The organism is Bacteroides sp. (assembly GCF_029057325.1).
Lineage (GTDB): Bacteria > Bacteroidota > Bacteroidia > Bacteroidales > Bacteroidaceae > Bacteroides.
Window position 1 is genome coordinate 1 of record NZ_JAICZW010000053.1, and the last position, 22,689, is coordinate 22,689.

General features: G+C 47.8%; 20 protein-coding genes. All 20 read right to left on the reverse strand.

The annotated features are described in order from the left end of the window. On the reverse strand, positions 1-868 hold an 868-nt coding region (locus K2G43_RS03550), incomplete at its 3' end, for a cell envelope biogenesis protein OmpA (protein ID WP_300152988.1). Positions 869-892: 24 nt separating this feature from the next. Beyond that, a complete protein-coding gene (locus K2G43_RS03555) occupies positions 893-3,466 on the reverse strand; it encodes an alpha-galactosidase (RefSeq protein ID WP_300152989.1) in 2,574 nt (857 codons plus the stop codon). An 85-nt stretch (positions 3,467-3,551) separates the two neighbouring features. After that, positions 3,552-5,747, reverse strand: coding sequence for a hypothetical protein (locus K2G43_RS03560; RefSeq protein ID WP_300152990.1), 2,196 nt, complete (start codon positions 5,745-5,747; stop codon positions 3,552-3,554). Positions 5,748-5,769: 22 nt separating this feature from the next. Further along, complete coding sequence (locus tag K2G43_RS03565; RefSeq protein WP_300152991.1) at positions 5,770-5,973, reverse strand: hypothetical protein; 204 nt, start codon at positions 5,971-5,973, stop codon at positions 5,770-5,772. A 116-nt stretch (positions 5,974-6,089) separates the two neighbouring features. Then, on the reverse strand, positions 6,090-6,899 hold the full coding sequence (locus tag K2G43_RS03570) for a DNA-binding domain-containing protein (RefSeq protein ID WP_300152992.1): 810 nt from the start codon (positions 6,897-6,899) through the stop codon (positions 6,090-6,092). 22 nt (positions 6,900-6,921) lie between these two features. Next, complete coding sequence (locus K2G43_RS03575) at positions 6,922-9,246, reverse strand: polysaccharide biosynthesis tyrosine autokinase (protein WP_300152993.1); 2,325 nt, start codon at positions 9,244-9,246, stop codon at positions 6,922-6,924. 45 nt (positions 9,247-9,291) lie between these two features. After that, entirely contained in the window at positions 9,292-10,077 is a 786-nt protein-coding gene (locus K2G43_RS03580; protein WP_300152994.1) for a polysaccharide biosynthesis/export family protein, read from the reverse strand. 47 nt (positions 10,078-10,124) lie between these two features. Further along, positions 10,125-11,015, reverse strand: coding sequence for a phosphoenolpyruvate carboxykinase (locus K2G43_RS03585; RefSeq protein WP_297642569.1), 891 nt, complete (start codon positions 11,013-11,015; stop codon positions 10,125-10,127). Beyond that, the gene (locus K2G43_RS03590) at positions 11,012-12,121 is read right to left on the reverse strand and encodes a nucleotidyltransferase family protein (protein WP_300152995.1); all 1,110 of its coding nucleotides are present in this window, start codon (positions 12,119-12,121) and stop codon (positions 11,012-11,014) included. The genes K2G43_RS03585 and K2G43_RS03590 overlap by 4 nt, the downstream gene beginning before the upstream one ends. Next, entirely contained in the window at positions 12,118-12,384 is a 267-nt protein-coding gene (locus K2G43_RS03595) for a PqqD family protein (RefSeq protein WP_297642566.1), read from the reverse strand. Before K2G43_RS03595 ends, K2G43_RS03590 begins: the two co-directional genes overlap by 4 nt. 183 nt (positions 12,385-12,567) lie before the next feature. Continuing rightward, on the reverse strand, positions 12,568-13,236 hold the full coding sequence (locus K2G43_RS03600) for a sugar transferase (RefSeq protein WP_297642565.1): 669 nt from the start codon (positions 13,234-13,236) through the stop codon (positions 12,568-12,570). Continuing rightward, on the reverse strand, positions 13,200-14,339 hold the full coding sequence (locus K2G43_RS03605; RefSeq protein ID WP_300152996.1) for a glycosyltransferase: 1,140 nt from the start codon (positions 14,337-14,339) through the stop codon (positions 13,200-13,202). Before K2G43_RS03605 ends, K2G43_RS03600 begins: the two co-directional genes overlap by 37 nt. A gap of 23 nt (positions 14,340-14,362) precedes the next feature. Next, the gene (locus tag K2G43_RS03610) at positions 14,363-15,436 is read right to left on the reverse strand and encodes a glycosyltransferase family 1 protein (protein ID WP_300152997.1); all 1,074 of its coding nucleotides are present in this window, start codon (positions 15,434-15,436) and stop codon (positions 14,363-14,365) included. Between the two features lie 8 nt (positions 15,437-15,444). Next, a complete protein-coding gene (locus tag K2G43_RS03615; protein WP_297642561.1) occupies positions 15,445-16,215 on the reverse strand; it encodes a glycosyltransferase in 771 nt (256 codons plus the stop codon). Then, a complete protein-coding gene (locus K2G43_RS03620) occupies positions 16,212-17,480 on the reverse strand; it encodes a hypothetical protein (protein WP_300152998.1) in 1,269 nt (422 codons plus the stop codon). The genes K2G43_RS03615 and K2G43_RS03620 overlap by 4 nt, the downstream gene beginning before the upstream one ends. Further along, entirely contained in the window at positions 17,477-18,463 is a 987-nt protein-coding gene (locus K2G43_RS03625; protein WP_300152999.1) for a glycosyltransferase, read from the reverse strand. Before K2G43_RS03625 ends, K2G43_RS03620 begins: the two co-directional genes overlap by 4 nt. Before the next feature lie 3 nt (positions 18,464-18,466). Next, complete coding sequence (locus K2G43_RS03630; protein WP_300153000.1) at positions 18,467-19,486, reverse strand: glycosyltransferase family 2 protein; 1,020 nt, start codon at positions 19,484-19,486, stop codon at positions 18,467-18,469. Between the two features lie 8 nt (positions 19,487-19,494). Beyond that, a complete protein-coding gene (locus K2G43_RS03635; RefSeq protein ID WP_300153001.1) occupies positions 19,495-20,562 on the reverse strand; it encodes an acyltransferase in 1,068 nt (355 codons plus the stop codon). Beyond that, on the reverse strand, positions 20,562-21,695 hold the full coding sequence (locus tag K2G43_RS03640) for a glycosyltransferase (protein WP_300153002.1): 1,134 nt from the start codon (positions 21,693-21,695) through the stop codon (positions 20,562-20,564). Before K2G43_RS03640 ends, K2G43_RS03635 begins: the two co-directional genes overlap by 1 nt. Further along, positions 21,628-22,665: a glycosyltransferase gene (locus K2G43_RS03645; RefSeq protein WP_300153003.1), complete on the reverse strand. Its 1,038-nt coding sequence runs from the start codon at positions 22,663-22,665 to the stop codon at positions 21,628-21,630. Before K2G43_RS03645 ends, K2G43_RS03640 begins: the two co-directional genes overlap by 68 nt. Between the last annotated feature and the right edge of the window lie 24 nt (positions 22,666-22,689).

Below are 22,689 nucleotides of genomic sequence, written 5' to 3' on the forward strand. Positions count from 1 at the left end.
TCACGATAGTTTGTGCCTTCTGTTTGTCGCCTTCAGCAAGGGCGTTCTTCAGGCGTTCGTTCTCGGCGGTCATGTCGTTCAGCTTCTGACGCATGCTTTCCAAATCACCATAATTGTAACGATAAACGGTCTTGCTGCGGTTCCAGCCACGTTGTTTGAACTTGTAGGTCAGGCCCAATGTGGCAGACAGGTTTCCCTCACCGAAGCGGCCACCGCCCTCACCGTCGAAGCGGTCGTTGACAAACATGCCGCGCACATCGAGGTTCAAAGCCAGCGCATCACAGAAGTGCCAGGAGGTCAGGATACCGAGATTGGCGCTCACCTCTTTGGCAGAGGGCGAGTCATAGACACGTGCCCAGCCGAGACCTGCATAGGGGCTGAGGTCCCACTTGCGGTTCTCGTTGTAGCCGCCGAAAAGATTCAGCACGTTGAAAAGCACGTCGGCGTGGAGGTTACCCATCTTGTACTTGGATTGCTCCAGCCAGTGGGGAGCACCGCCACCATCTACAGGTTTTCCATTTCCGTGAGCCGAATCCTCGTTCTTGTCACCCGGATGCTTGGTGGCACCCTTGCTTTGCAGACCGCTATACATGAAGCGGACGCCGATGCCCGGAGTGAACCACTTGCCTACAGCCACATCCAGTGCCGGAGCGATACGTTTGCCGAAAGATTGTTGCTTGTCATGGTCGCCGAAGTAAACCTGTCCGCCGGCCCCGAGGCTGATGAACCAGTTGCTCCAGAAGCGGTTGGTCTCCACTTTGTACTTGTCCGTGCTGTATTCCACCTTTTCTTCTGTGTCGGAAGTCTGCGCGAAGGCCGGACAAAGAGCCAGGGCGCACAAGGCGGTTAAAAAGAATTTCTTAGTCATCTTGTTGTTATTAAAAAAGATTAATTAGTTGTTTTTTGTCAACCTTACGACGAAGGTGCCGTGCGCCGCAATCGTAGCAGTCAGCGATGACGAAGCGGAGAGGCTTCCCGCGTCTTTCAGTCCGATAAGGTCTCTTGCCGAATAGGATGCGCTTTGGTCAAGAGCATCGTAATCGGTCATGGAGATGGTAGCGGTTGCCTGGCTGTCGCTGAGGTTGACGGCGGCAATCGCCACATCGCCGTTGGCAAGATCCTTCTGATAGTAGTCGATGCCGTTGGCACTCTTGATGTACTCGGCGCCCTGTCCCAAGGGGTCTTGGTTGATGGCGATAAGTTCCTCGTTCTTGACAAGCGCAAGGTCGTGCGCCAATTCGGCCGAAGTCATGTCCTTGGTCATGTCGAAGCCCAGCAGAATGGGAGAACTCCACATACACCACATGGCAAATGAGGTCTCGGCTTCGATTGAGTTCAGGCCGGGATTCCTTCTTGTTGGATTGGAAATAGGAAATTCAACATAAACACAATCGTTCGAGGATTGGCCGGTGCCACGAATACCGACACAGATCATATCGGCATCGTTGTAACGGTTGATGCCCACATACGGCCAAAGGTTGCGCATCAGCACGATGGTGTTGTGCAGTCCCACACCGTTGGCATTCTGATCGTTGTTCTTGCTGCTTCCGACCTTGCCCCACCAGCCGTCGCGGCCGTCGTAGCTCATGCGCCAGCAGGTGGCACCAGTCTCGGCACCCCACTTCCAAGGTTCGTGAACACCCCATTCGCACATATAGAGCATCAGGCCGCGGCTTTTGAGCGCCTGCCCCATCTTGGTGTAGAGTTCAAGTGCCTTGCTGTGGGAGTTCCATTCGGTATTGAGGCCGGCATATCCATCCTTGAAGTTCGATGAGGTGGCACCCGTGGGAGCCATCGTGGTGTCGTAATACCAATCTTCCTTTACGAAGTCGTAGCCCCAGTCCTGATAGTCTTGCGCATGGAGTTCCTCGTAGCCGTAGGATGCGAAGTACTTCTCGCAGGTCTTGGTTCCGCAGTCGGTGTAGATACCGGCTTTCAGGCCGTAGCTGTGAATCAAGTCCGCCATGCGCTTCATGCCGTTCACGCCGTCCACTGTGGGGAACTTGTCTGCATTGGGAATCTGGTGGCCGTTTTCGTTCTTATCCTTCACCTGCCAGCAGTCGTCTATGCCGAAGTAGCTGTAGCCAGCGCTGATGAGACCCTTGTCTCTCATGCCTGCCAGCTGGGCGGAAAGGATGTCGTAGCTGATTTCGCCCTTAAGCACATTCCAGGTCTGCCAGCCCATCATGGGGGTGGGCGACAGGAGTTCGTCGGCCGCAGCGGCCACGTGGAGCTTGATGCCTTCCTGATAGGTGGTGCCGCCCACGGTGAACTCTACTGAATAGACATAGTCGTCGGCTGCGGGTGCCGTACCCTGCACAAGGCAGCGTTCAGCGTTCCACGTCAGACCTTCGGGCAGGTTGTAGGCACGCTTCACGCCTTCCTTTACGGGAACCGCCGCAATGTTCTCCGCAGAGGTAGTGTGCGAAGGGTCATTGGGCACGCGGATTTTGTGCATGAAGGGCTGCCCGGCAATGGCATAGACCGTGTTGGCGCAGGCCAGGCGACTCTGGAGCCCGGACACCCAGGCGGCGTTCTCCTCCTTGCCGTCGGGGTTCTCTTCCAGCGTCCAGCTGTCGGCATACAGTGCCAGGGAGAGGGGCACGGTGTAGTAGTAGTTGGCCTTCAGCGCATCGGCCTTCATCGTAGTGGTGAAGGTGGCGATGTGCTTGTGGGTGGTGACGGTCACCGTGGCCGTCTTGCCTTGCAAGCCTGTGGCGGGGAAGACGCTCATGTAGCCGTACACCGTGGAGCCGCCGGTCAGCTCGGGCGTGTCGCTCCATTCCATCACCACCTTGGCGGCATCGCCGGCCGGGGTAAGCGTGGTGGCGCCGCTCTGGGTGAGGTCGCAGGTGAAGTCGCCATACAGCTGCGCGCCCTCTATCTGGAGCGACACGCTGAGCAGACGCTCGCTTGCCACATCCGTGCCCGTGGCGTTCACGGCGAAGCGCAGGAAGGGGAAAATGTTCTTGAAGCAGAACTTCCCGCTGTTGCCCGGCTGGGGAGTGCCCGCCTTCCAGTCGCCTTCAAGCCGGCGTGTGGTGGAATTGTAGCGCTGCGTGCCTGCCAATGTGCCTTTCACCGCCGCGGGGTCGGTGCCCGCCGTGGAGGTGTAGGGATAGTAGGCGTATTGCGGCGTCTCCCCGCTTGCCAGCGTGCCGGCAAAGGTGGCCTTGTCGCTTTCGGCCGTGTTTTGGTTGCTGAACGGGGCGTTGGTCGTGCCGTTGCCGCCATAGACGCCTATCACATCTTCGGGAAGCCAGTTGATGCCTATCTGCCCGGAGGTGTAGTCGGTGGGGTCTATCGCCGTGCGGCTTTCTACCTCGCCGGATGCCGACGGTTGGGTGGTGACCTCTATGAGGGTATTCCCGCCGCCGACAGAGAGGTCGTCCGCCGTACATCCGCTCATGGCAAACGTGCAGGCTAATGCCGATATGCCGTATATAGTATTCTTAAGTTTCTTCATAAAGTGAAAATAGTATGTAATGTATTGTTTCAAAGAGGCGTAATCGCGGGCGGTGCGTACCTACCGCGATTACGCCGTGATTTACTTACCAAAGAGATTCTCCGTTTCCAGTGCCGAGAACGTCACCAGAAGGCGCTTTCTTGGCAGCGGGGCGACGGGCAAGCGTGAAGTTCGGATCGGCGTTGTGCTCAATCACGGCTTGGATACCTTGGGCGGTAGTGGGCACGTTCGTTGCATCGCCTACGCAGTTGAACATTACCCAACCCCACGGCTTGTTGGTAGGCTTGTCGGTTTTGTTAAGCCAAAGGGTGTTGAGAGTTGCTGCAACTTGAGAAGTGTAGTAATATGTATTTTTTATACTTTTATGTAAAGCACCGCACCCTCCCAAATAGGTCATCGCGAAGTTCTTATGCTCGTTTGAGTTGTAATTGTCGGCGTATGCGGCAAGAATGGCCGTTGCGTTGCTTTCAACACCGGATCTATATCCGAATCCCATAGTTACTCCCCAACCCGAATTCAAATTTTTCCATTCCATCGGATTAGCACAATCAGAATAGATGATGTTCATATTCCCGGTCAGAGCCGAAGCTGATGAGCCACCGGCATTGGTAGCAGGAAGCGTACCGTAGAGCATGGGCGCATAATACGGGGCGGTTTCAGCGGCCTTTGCATAGGAATTCGTCCATATATTGGCTTCGGCCAACTGATTCCATGCGCCGGTGTATTTACCGTTAAGCTGCACCTTGATAATTATTTTTCCTTTGACATCGCCGATGGTGGTGTTGGGAGTGATGCCGGTTGCAACCAAGCCTTGACTGGCGGCATTGTCAAGTATGACTTTCAAGCAGCTGTACAAAGTGGACATCTTCGATTCATTTACGTCAGCAATCCAGTCGGAGATGGTGAGCACACAGAACTCGTCCTTGTGGATTCCCGACATCTCCGTATGCAAGGCCTTGAGCACATCGCTGAGAGTCCAATAACCGCCGGCAGGATTCGATACAGAATTACCTTGAGAATCCGTGATGCCCACCGACGTGCTTCCACCATCAATGGAAGATGTCTGATTGATGGTATTGACATGGCACTGGAACACGCGCGCACCGGCATTGAACTGCTCGGCCAGGGTCTTTGTCTGGGTCTGCATGTAGTCGTCTGAATGCAGATAGTTGAACGTCAGCGCGGAGCCCGGCAATGAAATCTCGGAGAGGTAGATGTTCTCGTCTAACTGCGACAGCCAAATCGTGTAGTCAAGTTTCAAATTGTCAACATCAATCTTCGGGAGTTTCACGAAATGAATCTGCTTCGGCTGGAATTTACCCATCTCCAAAGTCTTGGTTATGTTTTTGGCCTGTGATGTCACGACCTTTACCTTAAGCGTCGTGACATCCGGGTTGGGAATCATGAAGGCGCGCACCCGAAACGTGCTGCTATTACCCATCAACACTCCCACCTTGTTGCCACTGGCATCGTTGAACATCGTCTCAACCGAAATGCTGTTTGAGGCGTTTGTACCGAAGGTAAAATTCCCATTCGAGTAATCATACGTGAAGTCGCCCGCAATGGGAGCGTCAGCCTCGATGATAACCGAAGTGATGCGCACATTCGACGTCGTATTGCTGTTAGTACCATTTACGGTGATGTCCATCATCGTGGCGAAAGGCTCGAACTGCAACTGCACTTTTCCTTCATTTCCGGTAGTGGGCGTGTAACCCGTTTCCTTGGCAATCATCAGCGCACAGTTCATGTCGGCGGTCGTCTGGAGTTCTGTAACCGGTTTGTCAGTCATCGTTTCCGTAGCGGAAGCCGTCTGGTTGACGGGCATCGTGGCGGAAAGCGCATTGCCCGTGCCGCTGCCTGCCGTGACAGCCGAAGCGGGATACATGGCGTAGAAGTTGTAACTGTCGGCCGTACCTACCTGCACGCCGGTATCGCCGTCCTTGGTGACAGGAGCAGGGCCAGCCAAGTTCTGCGTGGCATTGACCGTGTACGAAGCCTGATTGCGCCCGGCCGCCGCCTCGGGAGAATAGATGTAGATGTGGTCCTTTGGATCCTCATAGTTCCAGAAAATCTTCCATGCAGTGGCAGCCGGATTGGCCTCATCCGTAGGGTCGTAATAGGTACGCGTCTCACCGGACTCGGAGTCAACCCCGGCACCGAAATTGAATTCCACACCTTCGGGCAGGGGTTTGTTGCCCGGCATATCGTCATCTGTACATCCGGCGAGGCTTAAGGCCAGCAAAGGCAAAGCAAGAGCCGGAATTAAAAATCTCTTATTCATATTCATTCAGATTATGTTTTTATTAGTTGTTTGTATCCCAACTACCGTTAGAAAAGTCATTGGCCGAATTAAAATCCGTATTTACATCTTGAGCTGTAGTTGTCACACCAGGTGACTTGGCTGTTGCATCGATGGAACCGCACAGGTTCCCCTCCAGTTCCACCTGAGTCTTCTTCGTGGCAGGAGCCTCGTAGGGCTTCAAGTCCTTGTTTTCATTTTTGTCCATACACTTTATAATGTTTAAAAAGTTAATAAATCCGTTTTTATGCTTCCCCGCCATGTGAGGGTGCCTCACATTACCGTGTGAGGATGCCTCACATTACCGTGCGAGGGCGTCTTGCATTATCCGAGGGGATTCTTTTCCTGATCGCCATCGCTGCCGGAACCTCCGCCGGTTGTCTCGCCGCCTCCCGTAGAAGGGGGTGTGGTGCCCACGTAGATGAGTTTCTCCACCGTGCGGACGGATTTCAGGAGGCGGTTCCCTCCGCCATACTGCGTGGTGAGGCGCAGGCGGTAGGTGCCGTCGGCAAGCGTGGCGGGGATGATAAAGATGACTTTCGAGGGGTCGTTCACCACGAAGAGGTCGTCGGTGATGCGGGTCATGGCACCGCTCTCCGAGGTGAGGGTGATGCCCACTTCCTCGGCGGTGCCTGCCACGCGGAGGTTGCGGCCCGTGAGGGTGAAGGCACGTCCGGCGGTGGCGGTGGCGTCTTGCGCGCGGGTGGCGGCATCGGCCACGCCGCCGATGTAGATGGCGGCACCCTTCTCGCCGATGATGTTGACGGTGGTATTCTTGATGGCTTGGCGCAGATCGGCCCCCATCTGGAAGTTCACCGTGATGGAGTTCTTCTGCGGGTTCCAGGCGCTGTTCTCGATGACTCCGCGGAAGGAGGTGGAGGCGTAGTAGAGGCCCGCGTTGACGCTGTAGCCGCTCATGAGGAGGCGTTTGACTATGCGCTTCTCCAGCTCGTGCACGTGGAGGATGGTCTCGCGGCGGAGGCCGGAGTCTTCTGCCACCATCTCGCTGATGATGCGCTCTTCATCGGCGGCGCCGATGGAGACGGGGACCAGGATAACGTCTTCGGTGTTGTCCTTGGTGACGGTGTTGTCCATCAACTGCCCGTTGATTTGATACTTGATTTCTGTTGCCATATCGATATGTTTTTTAGTTTTTTTACTTTTTCTTCTTGTGTTTCCCGTAACCGTAGCCATATCCGTAACCGTAGCCCCGGCGGTGCGGATCGACCCCGTTCAGGATGAGCGCCATGTTGCGGAGCTTGCCTTCGCGGTAGAGCTCCTCCATGTCGGGGAGCTGGCGGCGGTCGAGCTTACCGGCGCGCACCACGAAGATGGTGAGGTCGGAGATGCGGTTGCTGATGGTGGCGTCCGCCACGATGCCTATGGGGACGTTATCCACGATGACGTAGTCGTAACGCTTGCGCAGCTCTGCCATCATCGTGTCCAGGCGGCTGTCCATCAGCAACTCGGCGGGGTTGGGCGCCACGGTGCCCGAGGAGATGATGTCGAGGTTGCCGGACTTCTCGTCGGTGTGGATGATGTCATCCAAAGCGATGGAGTCATCGGCCAGGTAGTTGGTCACGCCCACGGGATGCTTGCTGAAGTGGCGGCTCAGCGTACCCTTGCGGATGTCGAGGTCCACCAGCACCACGCGCTTCTTGGTAAGCACGAGGCTCATGGCAAGGTTGCGGGAAATGAATGTCTTTCCCGCACCTTCATTAAACGAAGTAAAGGTGATGACTTGCATCGGTTTATCTTTTTTTGCCATGAATGCCATGTTGGTACGCAGGATGCGGAAGCTCTCGGACAGCATGCCGTCATCTTCCCCGCCCACGGCAACGCTCGTTTTCGCCGCCTCCTTGTCTTGCGGTATCTCGCCGAGGAAGGGGATGCTCACCGCACCCTTCAGGTCCTTGCGGCTACGCACGCGAGTGTCCATAAAGAGTATCATCAGGAACACTACGCCGGGAACGGCCAGACCGACGAGCACGCCCAGCAGCAGAATGCGGTTGCGCACGGGCGAGATGGGTCCGGCGGGACCATCCACGCTGTCAATGGTACGCGCGTTGTTGTCGGCCATCGCCTGCGAAAGGGCGTTCTCTTCGCGACGGTTGAGCAGGAACATGTAGAGCGACTCCTTGATTTTCTGCTGCCGCTCGATGGAGAGCATCTGCCGCTCCTTGGTGGGCACGGTGGTGAAGCGTGCCTGCGCCTGTGCCTGGCGGCTGCGAGCGTCGTTGCGCTTCATGTTGATGCCCACTATCATGTTGTCCACCGCCCGGATGATGCTCTGACGCAGGGCGTGGATAGTGTTGTTCAGTTCCTCCACCACGGGGTTGCTCTCGCTGCTGTCGTCGATGAGTTTGTCGCGCTTCAGCTTCAGGGCGTTGTACTGGCTTATCTGGTTCTCCACCGTAGCATCGCTGATGCCCGTCCCCGAAGGGATGAGGTCGCGGTTCTTGGTGGGATCTGTCAGATACTCCTTGATGAACTGCGCCAGCTTCAACTGGGTCTCCTGCTCCATGGCATCGGCGTCGTAGCTCCGCGCCTCGCCCATATACTGCCCCGCCAGCGAACTGATGTCCATCACCAGGTTGCTCTGCTTGAAGCTCTCCAGCTTGGTCTCTACGCCGCCTAACTCGCGCTCGATGATAAGTAGGCGCTCGTTGATGAACTCTGAAGTGTTCACCGCCACCTGGTTCTTATCGTTGAGGGCTTCCTCGTTATAGACGTTGACCAGCGTGTTGAGCACATCCTCGGCGCGCAAAGGCGAGGCGTCTTTCAGCGAGAGGACGAGGATGGACGATTCGTCTTCCTCCTGCCGGATGCCCATGCTTCCCTGGAAGCGGCCCGCCACGGCGTTCAGCGGGTTCTTGCAGATATGGATGTCGCGACCCGCCCACGACTTGCCCCAATGCTCGGTGGGGGTGAGGAGGATGCGCTCGCTGCCAATGGTGAGCGTGTCGTTCAGAGCCACGTCGTAGGACTCCTTCGCGGCGGGCATCCCCTTGAACTCGGAGATCGTCACCGTCGTGTCACCCTTGGGTGTCAGCACGAACGAGATATACCGCTCAGGCAGCACGTTGATGAAGGAGACGTTCACCGGCGAGAGGTTGTAAAGCTCGTTCATGCGCAAGCCCTCTTCCAGCCGGTAGTCCACATCGGCATGCAGCCGCTGCACCACCTCGCGCATCAGGCGCTTGGAACGGAACTGGAGAATCTCGTTGGCGACGTTCACCTTGTTGATATAGTTGTCGTAGCGGTCGAGTCCCGCCGTGGAGGTCTTGTTGGAGGGGTCCTTGATGATGACCGTGACGTTGCGGAAGAAGACCAGCGGCGATGTGGCGTACCGGTACCACGCCACCCCTCCGAATATCAGTACGGAGAGCAGGAACCACTTCCATTTGGAGAGCAGATAGACGAACAGATCCACCAGGTTGATGCTCTGTTCGTTCTTGTTGGATAAAGTATTGTTTTGCATAATTCAGAATGATTAAAACTACTTGTCAACTCGTCAACTTGTCAACTATTTAAGAATCCAAATGAGGGAACTCGTGGCTGATATGAACGAGAGGATGGTGGTGATGATTTTCCAGCTCCTATCCTCGCGGTCCTGCTTACGGTAGCGCGGCTCCACATAGACGATGTCGTTCTGTTGCAGGTAGTAGCAAGGCGAACGGAAAAGGTCCTTGCTGCGAAGGTCGTGCGTGTACATTACCCGCTGCCCGTCCTCCTCACGGATGACCCTCACGCAGTTCACGCGGCCCCGCTGGGCGATGTCTCCCGCCTTGGCGATAGCCTCGAGCAGGGTGATGCGGTCGCCCTCCACCGAGAAGGTGCCGGTGTTTCCCACAGCCCCCAATACCGAATACCTGAAGTTAAGGAACTCCAACGACACTAACGGGTCCTTGATGTACTTCCCCTCGATGATGCGGTTGCGTATCAGGCCGGTCACCTCGCTCACCTTCATCCCCTCCACATGCAGCTTGCCGAGGATGGGGAAGTCGATGTTGCCTTCCACGTCCACGCGGTAGCCTCTTTTGGCTGTGACCGATTCGCTCACGATGCCGTTGGAGCCCACTTGGAAAGCGCCCCCGTTGGCATTGAACGGGATGGCCAGTTCGGGACTTTTACTGCTCACGGTGATATCCAGACGGTCGTTGGAATGTACCACCGCTTCATACTTGGGGTCATACGGATAACCCTGTCCCGGCTCCATGTCCTGCAAATAGACGAACTTTTTCGACGAACCACAGGCAGAGAGCAGAAGCGTCACCACCAGTATGACTAAAAAATAAGGTTTTCTTTTCATGCTCATTAATTATAAATTATCAGTTTTGAATTTTGAATTGTCAATTATCACTTGTCAATCGAAAAAGCGCATTCCCTCGCCGCTTCCCCGTTCGGCAGACATTCCATCCATCCGACGAGAACCAGTTCGGACATCTGTATCAATGTGCGATACAATGCCTCCTGCAAGTGCGCATCCTGTCGGATGGCTGAGCAGGAAGGCAGCAGGGCGGCAAAAGCTTCCGGCCCCTCGAGCAGAGTGAATCGGTTCGTTCCGGCTTGTTGCAGACGAGCGATACCGGCTACCGGATAGCACTCATTCTTATAACAAGGTGTCTTCCCGCTCCAGGGCGTACCGTATGCCATCACCCTGCCACCTTCTATCCGCAATACGGGATTGTCGTCATTCAGCAGATGGCAATCCGGAATCGTTTCCAACCATTGCCGGGCATGTGTGCTCTTGCCGGTTCCGCTCTTGCCCAGAAACAGGAAACTCCTGCCATTCTGGCTGACACAGGAAGCATGGACAGACACCCCATCGTATTCAAGCACCGCCTGTGCGTAAAGGATGCGAATCATAGATGAAAGCACCGTTCCCACAGACGGGTCTTCCGGACGGAGGTAGGCCATGGCACAGTCGAAAATGGAGTCTGCGACCATTACATGCACCATGCCGTTCTCCACAGCACCATTATCTATTTCTACCCGATAGTTGTCGATATCACGCAACAGACGAACATGCCCCATGTCATTAGACGATTCGCCTAACAACTCCGTGCGTTTTCCATCATCCACAAAAGGTTGTGTGGTGACAATCAACCGGAAGATCCGCATACCTTTCGCCCACGCTCCGCACCGGAACGTACGGAAGGAAGGCAGAAGTGTTTCCACATCCCAACTGCCTGGAAGAGTGACAGAGAACAGCAGTCCAGCCACTCTAAAAAAATACTCGTTTCTCATTTGAGGTTTCCTATAATTAGTTTTATCGAAGTCCAGAACGCTTCCTTGCGTGCGTAGGCATTGGAGAAGTCACGATGCTTCCAAAAAGAGAAAAATGTCCGCAGCTTTCGCTCCCATCTTGTTTGGGAGGCCTTGCCCTTGGTATCACCGTATTTCCCGAAATTTCCCCCTTCGAGCACGATATGCAGCAACACGGGGGAAGTACACACATCCATATCCATAAAAGGCAGTTCGACCTCATGAAGACCAAGGTGCTCCGTCAGGAATGTATGAAGTTGCGCGCTCCATTTCAGGAGGCCCGTCCGCTTGTACACGGCTTCCAACTCTTCAGGAGAATAGCAACCCTGCAGGGTATGGTAAGCCCTTGCCATGTCACAAAACTGCCGGAGGCCGACACCATGCCCCATGATATGTTTCAGCAGATGGGCATTCAGCAACAGCAGGTTCAACAAGGGCGATGGCACGGAAACCGTCATCGGAGATTCAGCCGAAGGATTTCCGGTTAGAGGTTGGTCTATAAACCCATATTTCGCAACCAATGTGGAGAGGCAACCTTTCAACCACGGATTGCTAAAATCAAACAATCGCGTATGGTGCTCTATCTCCACACCCTGCCAACGGTAACAATCACTTCCGTCAGGCAATCCCTCTAACCGGCATCCTACTTGGCTCATTATTTCTGCGGCCTTCCGCATCTCCTCTTTCGAGGGGAAGTAAAGGTCGATATCCCCGCACTCGCGCAACAACGGATGTTCATAGAAAGCAGCTGTCCCCTGCCCTTTCAGCAACACGGGATGCAAACCGTAGTGGTTCATCCGCCGATACAACCGATTCACCATTACATTCATCCGCTTGTTCTTCTGCTCGATGTGCTCCGCTTGCGCCACCCAGCGTATCATCAAGCCATCGCCGGGCAGCAGCGTATCGGGCAGATGGTGCAACCCGCGATAGACAATGCCCGCCACCGTCTGGCGCACCGCCATCCGATAGACGTTCCACCAAGCGGCATCCGTCAGCGGGAAGGGCGACAGGTCATCCGGTTCTCTCTCCCACAATCCGGCACGCAGCAGGCTGAGCAACGCCCTGTGTTCCGAAGAAAGCATCATAACAGCCCCATCTTTTCCCATTCCGTCAACTGACTTTCCACATCGTGCAAGGCCCGTTCGTATTCCACCTCATACGTTTTGCATAACTCCTCCGCCAGTTCTTCGACTGTGTGCCCCTCTCTTCGGCACAGCATCTCCCAAAGCAGGGCAGCGGTCTCATTCAGGCTATATACGTTTGTCAGGTTCACACAACTGTCGGAAGTTTCCACAATCATATATTTGCTGCCTATTTTGCGAAGCTTCAGATTTGATTTCGGTATCATTTTATCTTTGTTTGCCATAATATAATGTAGAAGTTAAAGGAGTTATCAGGAGTTTACGGGAGTTATCACTCCGCTTCGCTCCGTTAGGATTTAAAAGCCAATAGTTTAACTTATGCAAGCGGGGTATTGGCCGATAACTCCTGTTAACTCCTGAATAACTCCCGATAACCCCTTCAATAAAAATTAAAATTTCTTTCCAGAAAGAATGGAGAACACCGTCAGGAAAATGATTTTTGTGTCAAGCCACAACGAACGGTTATGGAGGTAGTCCAAGTCCATCCGCAGCCTCTCCAGCATTTTCTCCATGGTATCCGTATATCCGTTATAAAGCGTAGCGGCGGAGAACAAACCGGGACGCAATCGGTACAGTAATTCATAATCGGGATTGATTGCCTTGATTCTATCCACAAAGAACTTGCGCTCCGGACGTGGACCGACCAAACTCATCTCCCCCTTGCAAACGTTCCATAGCTGTGGTAATTCGTCCAGATGGTGTTCACGCAAAAAACGTCCCACATAGGTCAGACGTTTGTCATCCTTCCCGCTGCACAATGCCGGTTTTCCGTCCGACTCGGACGTGACGGCCATGGAACGGAACTTGTAAAGCGTAAAGATTTTCCCACGATAGCCCACACGCTCCTGCTTGAAAATGGCATTTCCCCCGTCCTCACACTTTATGGCGATATAAATGATCAGGAATAACGGTGAGAAAACAACCATGCCGATAGTACTTGTCGCAAAGTCCAGCACCCTCTTTGTCCTGCTTTCAGCCGAAGACACACCCTCTTGACAGTAAGTACCGACACTTAAGGAATCTATTGATTTCCTTGAGACAACTCTTGTTTCATCCATAACTTTTTATAAATATCTAATACATCATTAATCATTTTATCCTTCGTGAACATCTCCCAATAACGTTTCTCCGCACCTGCGGAAAATTTCCTGTATGCCAGTTCGTCACCGGCTATCGTCCTGATGGCATCCGCCAATTCTGTCGCATCCTTCGGCACCACATTCAACCCCGACACCCCATGCTCGTTGACCCACGCCACACCCGAATGAGGGATGCGGGTAGCCACCACAGGCTTCCCGCACGACATGGCTTCTATCTGCACGATGCCGAAGGCTTCCGTCTTCTGTATGGAAGAGAGGCAGAAGAGCGTACAGGCCCTGTAATAGGCGGGCAGCTCCTCGTCGGAAATCCGCCCTAACAGCTTTACCTTCTCTCCTACTCCCCACGCCTCAATCTCCACCCGAAGCTCCCGCTCCAAGGGGCCACTGCCACCTATCAGTACCACGTAATCATCCTCCAGATAACGTGCAGCCTCTATGAGATACCGATATCCCTTGTACTCCACCAACCGTCCCAAGGAGAAGATGATTTTCTTCCCCGGATACCTTCTCAGTAGCTCCCCCGTCTGTTCGGGACATGCAGGAACCGGTTCGATGCCTATAGGCAAAAACTTCACTTTCGATTGCACCCGGGTCAGGAAAGGCGATTCCGCTGTATAAACGGGTGTTGTACCCACAATCACATCGGCACGCTTCAGCAACCATCTCTGCAAAGGCATATAAAATTTGAGCAGCACCTTCTGCTTCTCAATATCGGCATGCCAGTGCAGCACCACCTTTCCCTTGTACCTCGAAAGTAGCAGCGCAAGACATGCCATAGGGTCGGGATGATGCACGTGGATAATGTCATACTCTTCGCACCTGCAATGCAAGGCGGAAATCATGGCGGGCGAAAGCATCGTGGCATACGCCTTCAGCCAGGCATGGCAACCTATCAGCCGCGCGTGCCCGTTGATGTCCAGCACCTGCGACCCGCCTTTCGACAGGGCACAAAGCATGTCACAATCCACACTCCGGGCAGAAAGACCCAGCATGAGGTCGTACATCACTTTCTCCACCCCGCCACGGACGGGGTAGAATTTACCGAGTTGGAGGATTTTCATGAAGTTAAGGGTTGGGGGAAGATTCAATGTCCTATTTCATCAATCAATATTTGGGCACTATGCAACCAATCAAAAGTCGTACATCTTTTGCGACCTTTTATTATTAGTTCTTGACACAAGTTTTCATCATCAACCAATAAATTTATCTTATCAGCAATATCTTTTTCATCACGTGGATTTACATATAATGAGGCTTCTCCACAAACTTCCCTTAATACAGAAATATCCGAAACAATAGTAGGAGTACCACAAGCCATCGCCTCCAAAGGAGGTATACCAAATCCTTCATATAAAGATGGATATACAAAACATAACGCATGAAGATAATACTCTTTAAGCATAGCATCACTCACCCGCCCCAACCAATTTATTCTTTCCGAACCATTCACTTCATGCAATTCTGCAATAGAGGTGGAATAAATTCCATCTTGCCCACCTATAATATACAACTTAATGCTTTTATCTGTCACATGTTTAAAAGCTTTTAGCAACATGAAAAAATTTTTTCGAGGGTCAATAGAGGATACAGCCAAAATATATTTTTCACCAGAACAAAACTTCTTTCCATTGGCATATTTATCTTCTGAACAATAAAACTTTGGAGAAATTGCATTGTGAATGACACTGATTTTTTCACTGCTGACCGAAAGCCTACGCATAATCTCCGATTTGGAAAAATTACTTACAGTAAGTATTTTTAGAGATGTAGCAGCACAAAGAGGAGTCATTAGCCTATACCATAATCTATATGTGAGAGAATACCAACTTGGATTAGCCATGAATGCTAAATCGTGAATCGTCATCACTTTTTTTCGTACCAATAACGGTCCCAATCCCGTGAAACAAACCAATAGTTTTTTCCCTTGGATTTTGTTGAACCAAAAAGGTAAAAACAACTGCTCCCAAATATGTGATTTTAATTGACCACATACAACGATACAAAAACCGGAAACATCATAATACTCCTTAATTTTGCCTGGTGGACAACATACGGTAAAGGGTATTCCTAATGACATCCATGCCCTGCAAAGTTCGTACGCAAAACGATTTACACCTGTCAGATTCTGCAATAAGAATCTTCCGCTAACATAAATCATAGATAGGATTAGCAGACTTTTGATTTGAGTAGATATAGGAAAAATTTCCAATAATGCTTCATTTTGGCAGGAAATGAAAGCTTCACCCAGCTGTTTTCACAATAGTGTATAGCGTATGAAACCGAAGTAGCTTCGCGCCTATTTCCAGCAAAAATTTCAGAACGGTATATCATCATCCCGCCTTTTAATTTTTGATCTATATCCTTATAACGAAATCCATAATTTTCTGCAATACGGGCATATATCTGAGGCGCTATCACATCCAATCCCATACTACCATTAGACTTGATAAAATGTTTATCTTGATACCAGTCTAATACATTTTTCACAAACTGGCATCCTTTTTCCGCTCCCATAATAGCCGCCTGCATTTCAATACCTGAAATATATTTATCCACAATTCGATGTCCCTCAACGTCAATGTTAGCCAAAGATTTGTCACGTTCCACCATAAAAGGATGATATTCCATGCTTGAAAAGAATGAGTGATTCAAGAACTCATCAAATCGTTTCAACACTTTTACATCTGAATCCAAATAGATTCCCCCCTCAGTATAAAGTGCATACATGCGAATGTAATCTGCTACAAAAGCCCATTTCCGATTGGCAAACGCTTCTTTCACGTATGAAATACTGTTCTTTATATCAAAATTGTGCGTGTTCCACAACTTTAATTCATAATCAGGCATTACCCTTTTCCACGAATCTATACACATTTGTATCTTTTCGGGAAACGGGTCGTTGCTTAACCAACAATAATGAATAATTTTGGGTATCATATAGTAGATTTTTGAGAATAAACATTATCAGGTGCAGTCTCATACTTATCTAGCAGCAGAAGCAAAGCGTACACTACAAATATGTCAGTTGAGATCTTTATCCAAACAATAAATTCAAGTAAAAGTAACATTAATAAGAAAAAACGGCCTTCTTTCCACTTTTGGAAAAGAATGAATGTGCAAAAAATAAAAAAAGACACAAACAGACTTAATCCGATACAACCGCAATAAAAGATGAATCGCAAATAACCGATATCAGTATATTTGTAGAACGCACCCGAATCATAGGGGTTCGCAAACCACCCGTCACCAATGAGCCATGTTTTTAGGTTGTCCGGCAACACAAACATATCTTGTAATCTGGTAGTAGAACTCGTAGTCCAGTCACCAGTTTTATACCAATTGAAAAAACCTTCAAAACCATATTGCAAATTGTTTTTAAATATGGGGAATTGATGATAGCAATAGTACGTGATTCCTAACACTACCGTAATAAGCAAAATTGAATTGATGAAAAATTTCATTTTAGATGAATCAAGGCGAATATTCAACGAAAAATTGGAAAAGAACATATATAGAAGAGCTATAATCAATCCTGTAGTAGTCGTACGTGATACAATATTACCTATGATACTAATAATAAGAAATAATACCCAATACCACATGTTTTGTTTATCCGATATTTTATGTGTCAACAAATAGCCAAGCCCCAACAAAGCGCATGAAAAACGGATACCAGCCGTATCAAAAGACGCACCGATACCATACAAGCGTTTTGTCTTGTGAAGAAATTCTGCATCTTGCGAAATATAAGCATCAACCCAATCTTGTAGAACAGGAACATTATCTATAAAAATGGCCAATAGCGATTGTGTGGCACAAACCCATGCCATATAATGAAATACCCATCTAAAAGACACTTCTCCATGTACTTCCCGTATTAAATATAGAATAGTGTAAGCACCAGATAACCAAACCCACATTTTAACGATATAGGATGCATACACATAATCAGTAGTGCTATTATAAGTAACAGAAAATAAAGAAAACAAAGAAAAAACCGCCGCCCAAGTTGAAATAATCAGAAACATCGAACTGATTCTGACATCCCGTTCTTGTAGCCATTGTAGAACCAGCAAGACCATACCGACCACTGCCAATATCATTTTGGTATTGATTCCAGGCAAAAATGTAAACTCAAACGGGAAATAATACCCACTGAACGCAATGCCGGTTAAAACGGCTTTCAACAAATCAATCATCATCTATATAGTATTCCGTACACGAATCTGAACAACAGGCGATAGTAGCCTCTTACTATCCAATAATAGCGGTGCGAGACAGCCCATTGCAGCAATTTGTTTCGGAATGGTTGCTTGGGGTTTTTCCAAATAGAACGATTGGCTTCGAGGAAACTGGCGTTCCACACTTCGTAATTGGCAGAGTTGTCCGAAATCAGTAATGGGAATTTTACGTTCAGTTTCAAAAAGTCCAGTTCCTGTTCCATATTGTTTTGATACCTGCTACGAATAAAACTAACCGTGGCATCTACATTCCGTTTCACAATCTCTATCTGCTTTTTGGAGTCAAGAGCAGTCATCGAAGCAGCATTAGACTTCACATAGTGATAAAGAGCTTCCGAGATATGACGATATGACTGGGCAAAACTGAAACACTGGATAAGCACAACCATGTCCTCGCCGATATTAGCACCATCAAGAAAACAGATATTGTTTTTTACATAAATGTCACGGCGCACAAGGAATGCCCATAAGAACCAGCGCATTTCACCAGACAACATAGCCTTCAGGCAGTCTGCACTCTTTTCATAGACTGGTTGCCGCATATAGCGTCTAGATGTTTCAAACTCCAAGTACCAGTCGCAGCCCACGATGTCGCAGTGCCCGATTTCAGCTCCTTGATATAATTTTTCAAACATATTTTCCTCTATCCAATCATCCGCATCAACGAATGCAATATATTCACCGTTAGCTACTTTGAGCCCGGTATTACGAGCACTGGCAACTCCCATGTTCTTTGGATGTGCAAGCAATTTCACATGCGCTTTTCTATAAGGATATTCGTTCAAGATGCTTTCTACAACAGCCATACTGCCATCTGGTGTCGCATCGTTTACAAACAAATACTCTACATCTTGAAATCGCATCCCAAACAGAGACCTGCAACAGCGTGAAATATAGTTCTCTACTTGATATATTGGAATGATTATTGAAATTTTATAGTCCATGATTTACCAAAGGGCACCTTCTATCGGTTTGCCTCTCCATTTGTAATACAGGTTATAGAATAATCGCTTGTATTGCCTTCCCAATACCACGGGCAATAGGTAATGCAAATCGCGCAATAGGTATTTTATCCCTATCGTCTTACTTTTAAATGCTATCCAAGGGGAGATGGGAGACATTCCGTGTATCTGAAAATAGCAATGATTGTATAGATTGTACTCTTTTCTCTGTAATAAAGAGTATAACAAAGTACTTTTACGCCCCTCCGAAATACTATATTCATCCTTTAAATTTTGCTTGCCTTCGTTGACGATAAAACGAGTTATCACTTTAAATACCTTTATATATTGGTTGGCATCCCGCTCTATGTCTGTTCCAGTCATGATAGAGGCCGCACGTATGGTATATCGGTAAGTCGGCTTCTGAAGCACATACATGAAATTGGCTTTACAAGCCAACTTGAAACTCCATATCACATCCTCATGAAGCACCCCTTCCTCAAAAAACAAATCATTGGACAATAAGAAATCTCTGCGGCATAATTTGTTCCACGCCATCATATACCACCGCCCCTCAGCGTATGAATGCAGAATCTCCTTATTGTTTAAAATTGTCCCTTTAGGCAAAGTCAATGCCGGATACTCTTTGTTACTTCCGACAACTTCATAATTACCAATCACAAAATCGTAACATTGATTTTCAAGTGGATCGGTCATCATCGGAATACAATCGTCCTTAAGTTCATCATCGCTATCCAAAAAATACACATAATCTCCAGTTGCAGCTTCCAAACCGGTATTACGGGCGGCCGATAAGCCACGATTATGAGTATGTCGTATTATTTTCACTTCGGCAAAGTCATGACATTCAAGATATTCCTGTACGATTTCCATACTGTTATCCGTGCCGCAATCATCAACAAGGATCACTTCCAAATTCTGATAAGGCTGCTTCCATACTGATTCCAAACAATTTTTGATATAAGTAGAAACGTTGTATATAGGTATGATTATTGAGACTTTCATAGTGAATATTATCTTCCTCCAACCAATATGGATAAAACTTTCGGCGTTACACGTTTCATGCACCTATACATCCCGATTGAAATAGTAATCGTAAGAATCGGTACGAGAAAATAGATAACAAGAAATTCAACTTCGGTTATGGGGCGTATGATTTTCAGAACAGCCTTTTGAAGGAAAGCAATGAATAATCCGTGAGATGCGTAAATAAAAAATATCTCTTCTTTAAATAAACATCCTTTTTTCCCTCCTTTCAAAATAAACACATAATTGAGCACAGTCAAAATTCCAGAAAAAATAACTAACAAATGTATATAATGATTAACCGGAGAACCCAATGTCACTGTATATAAATCAGCTACAACCAGCGGAAAATACAAATACTTGATAAAATCCAACCGTTTTACATATTCTATCAACTGCGGAAACAACCTTGCACATAATCCCAATGAAAAGAAAAAACAAGCACTTAATGTAAATCCGAATTCCTTCGGGCATAATGAGAAGAACATACAAATGAGTATGGAAATAAAAAAACAAACTTTCATTTTCTTTACCGCAACATATAGAAATGGAGAAATTATAACCATAAGTATGAGCTCACGAACATACCATAAAGGGAAGTCAAAAGGAAAGCCATCTCCCTCGCGTGCCCAATATCCGGATAAAACTTTGGGCAGAGTAACCTCTTCCAAAGAAACATTAGGGAACAAACCATGTAAAGCCGGAATTCTTACAAATATAAAAATGAAAAGGGCTAAAGTATTCCATAAAACATACGGAATTACCAAAGACCGAAATCTTTTCTTCATCTTTGTGAGATATAGCTTTTCATTAAAAGTTTCTTCTTTAAAGAATAGATATCCGGAGATAATGAAAAAAATGGGGACGGCTATACATGGAATAACATAGGAGAACAAATTGATAACGGCTTCATACCACGGTGCATTTGGTATAGGGACTGATAAGCCAGAAACAGAAATTTCACCCTTTAATTGATTGTGGATGAAAACCACACCACAGATTAAAGGGAATTTTAATCTATCTATGACTAAACTTATGATTTCCTTATTACTCATTACAATATCTTATAAATCTGCAACATAGAGGTAAGTACATCAAACATTTCTGCACGTTGCAGAGCTTTCATTCGGTAGTCTTCACACAAGGTGACATCATCCATCAATCGTTTTACACCTTTGTAGATGTCCTCATCTTTTTCCGGAACTAACAATCCGTATTTTGAATCAGCCAATATTTCACTTGTTCCACTGATGTCAGTAGCAACGATTGCCAGTCCTAAACATAAAGCTTCGCAAACAACCAAAGGATAACCTTCAGCTTCCGATGTGTTTAAATATATATCTGCTTTTTTCATATAAGGATAGGAAGGTTTCTGAAAGCCTAAAAAATGTACGCAATCATCTATTCCGTATTCATGGCTTAGTGCCCTCAAGGACTTTTCAAGATTCCCCACACCAATGATCCATAAATCAAAATCATAGCCATTACTCTTCAATCGCTTGGCTACTTTTAATGCCCTATCATATCTTTTTTGTTTGTTGAGCCGTCCAACCATACAAATTGTAAAATTTCTTTTTATTACATTGTTCGATACAGCCAATCGTTGGATAACATTCTTATCTATCAGATTATAGATAACCGTACATTTATCATCTTTTATTGTATATAGTTCCAAGAACCTCCTTTTTACATCTTTTGAAACAAAAACGATTTTATCCATTTTTCTATAAGTTTCAAATTCATCTTTTTCGTTTCGGAAAAAATCTAAAGACCAATGTTTCTGTTTCAAGTCGATATGTACCCAAGAAAGATTGTTATCCGCTTTGTTTATGATATAAGAATGAAACTTTACCGCAGCTCCTTCCATAAACGAAACAATCGTATCAAATCGTTCTCCTTTCAAAAGTTTCAAAAGCATATATTTATATACAAGCTCATGAAAGAAAGCGTAACAATTGGAAACCCTCAGAATACGATGCAATCGCTCAAACCATATCGTGCTTTGCTTATGTAAGGCCAATATCTTTACTTCTTCAGGAACTTCATTCAAATAAACACCTTCCTTATATTCCAAGAACAATGTCACTTCATAAGATGTGTAATCAAAATTCTTTAAAATATCAAGAAGAACTTTTTCCGCTCCTCCTCCCGGTAAGGCGGGCATCATAAACATGATTTTCTTTTTCATTACATGAGTTGATTTTCGGGAGCTTCTTATATTCCTCACTTTTTAAAAATGAGAATCCATCCGCCACTCCATTCTTATAAGCTATTGACATACCTTTATCACCATATATGTATTTCATACCATATTTCATGCCTTGAATACCGTAAACGTAAAATATAGCAATCACCGACCAAAACTTTAATAATAAATTCTTTTCCGGTAGGAAAATAAAGCGATGCCAAAATATCAGTTTGTTTCGGTATTCGGAGTAAATCAATCTTTCCGTTTTTTCCTTAGTGTTTGTTACAGTAGAACTTGCATCTAAATGTATGACACCAGAATCAAAAGATGTCAGTATTTTTAAACCTGTTTTATACATCTTGTAAAACATTACCTGATCTTCAGGAAACGCATAATATGTTTTATCAAGCCACAATTCTTCCTCATAATGAATTTTTAAGAAATCTTCTTTCCTGCAAAAAAAACATGGTCCGGCATTAGATTGTGATTCATACACCGATTTTGTAGGATGATTGTTATAAGAAAAACCTGCAGTTCTTAAAACTGTGTACCCCCACTTCCTGCTCCATGGACGACAAACTTCCCTGCCCAATATACTTAAACGTATCTTATCCTTTATGTTTACTTTATGATTAGCAAATACACATGGAGAAATCACTTGTGCATCCTGCCCAACTAATTCATTATATAAGGTTTCCACAGCGTGGGATGGTAAATAAACATCATCATCAAGAAACAGGCAGTATTCGGTTGACACCTCATCATACGCTAAAGCCCTTTGTGCAACCATGCCTTTTTTTACATATATACATTGCTCTATGCCGACCGTTTCTTTGGGCAAAGGATAGCCTTCAGCGATATACACAATTATAGATGAAGGTGGAAGACTTTGAGCAAGCAAGGAATCCAACAGTTTCTGGTAGATGCTGCCTCCTTTTCCTAAAGTTCGTATCACTACAGTATATTCCATTCTAATACTCTATCTTAAATATAC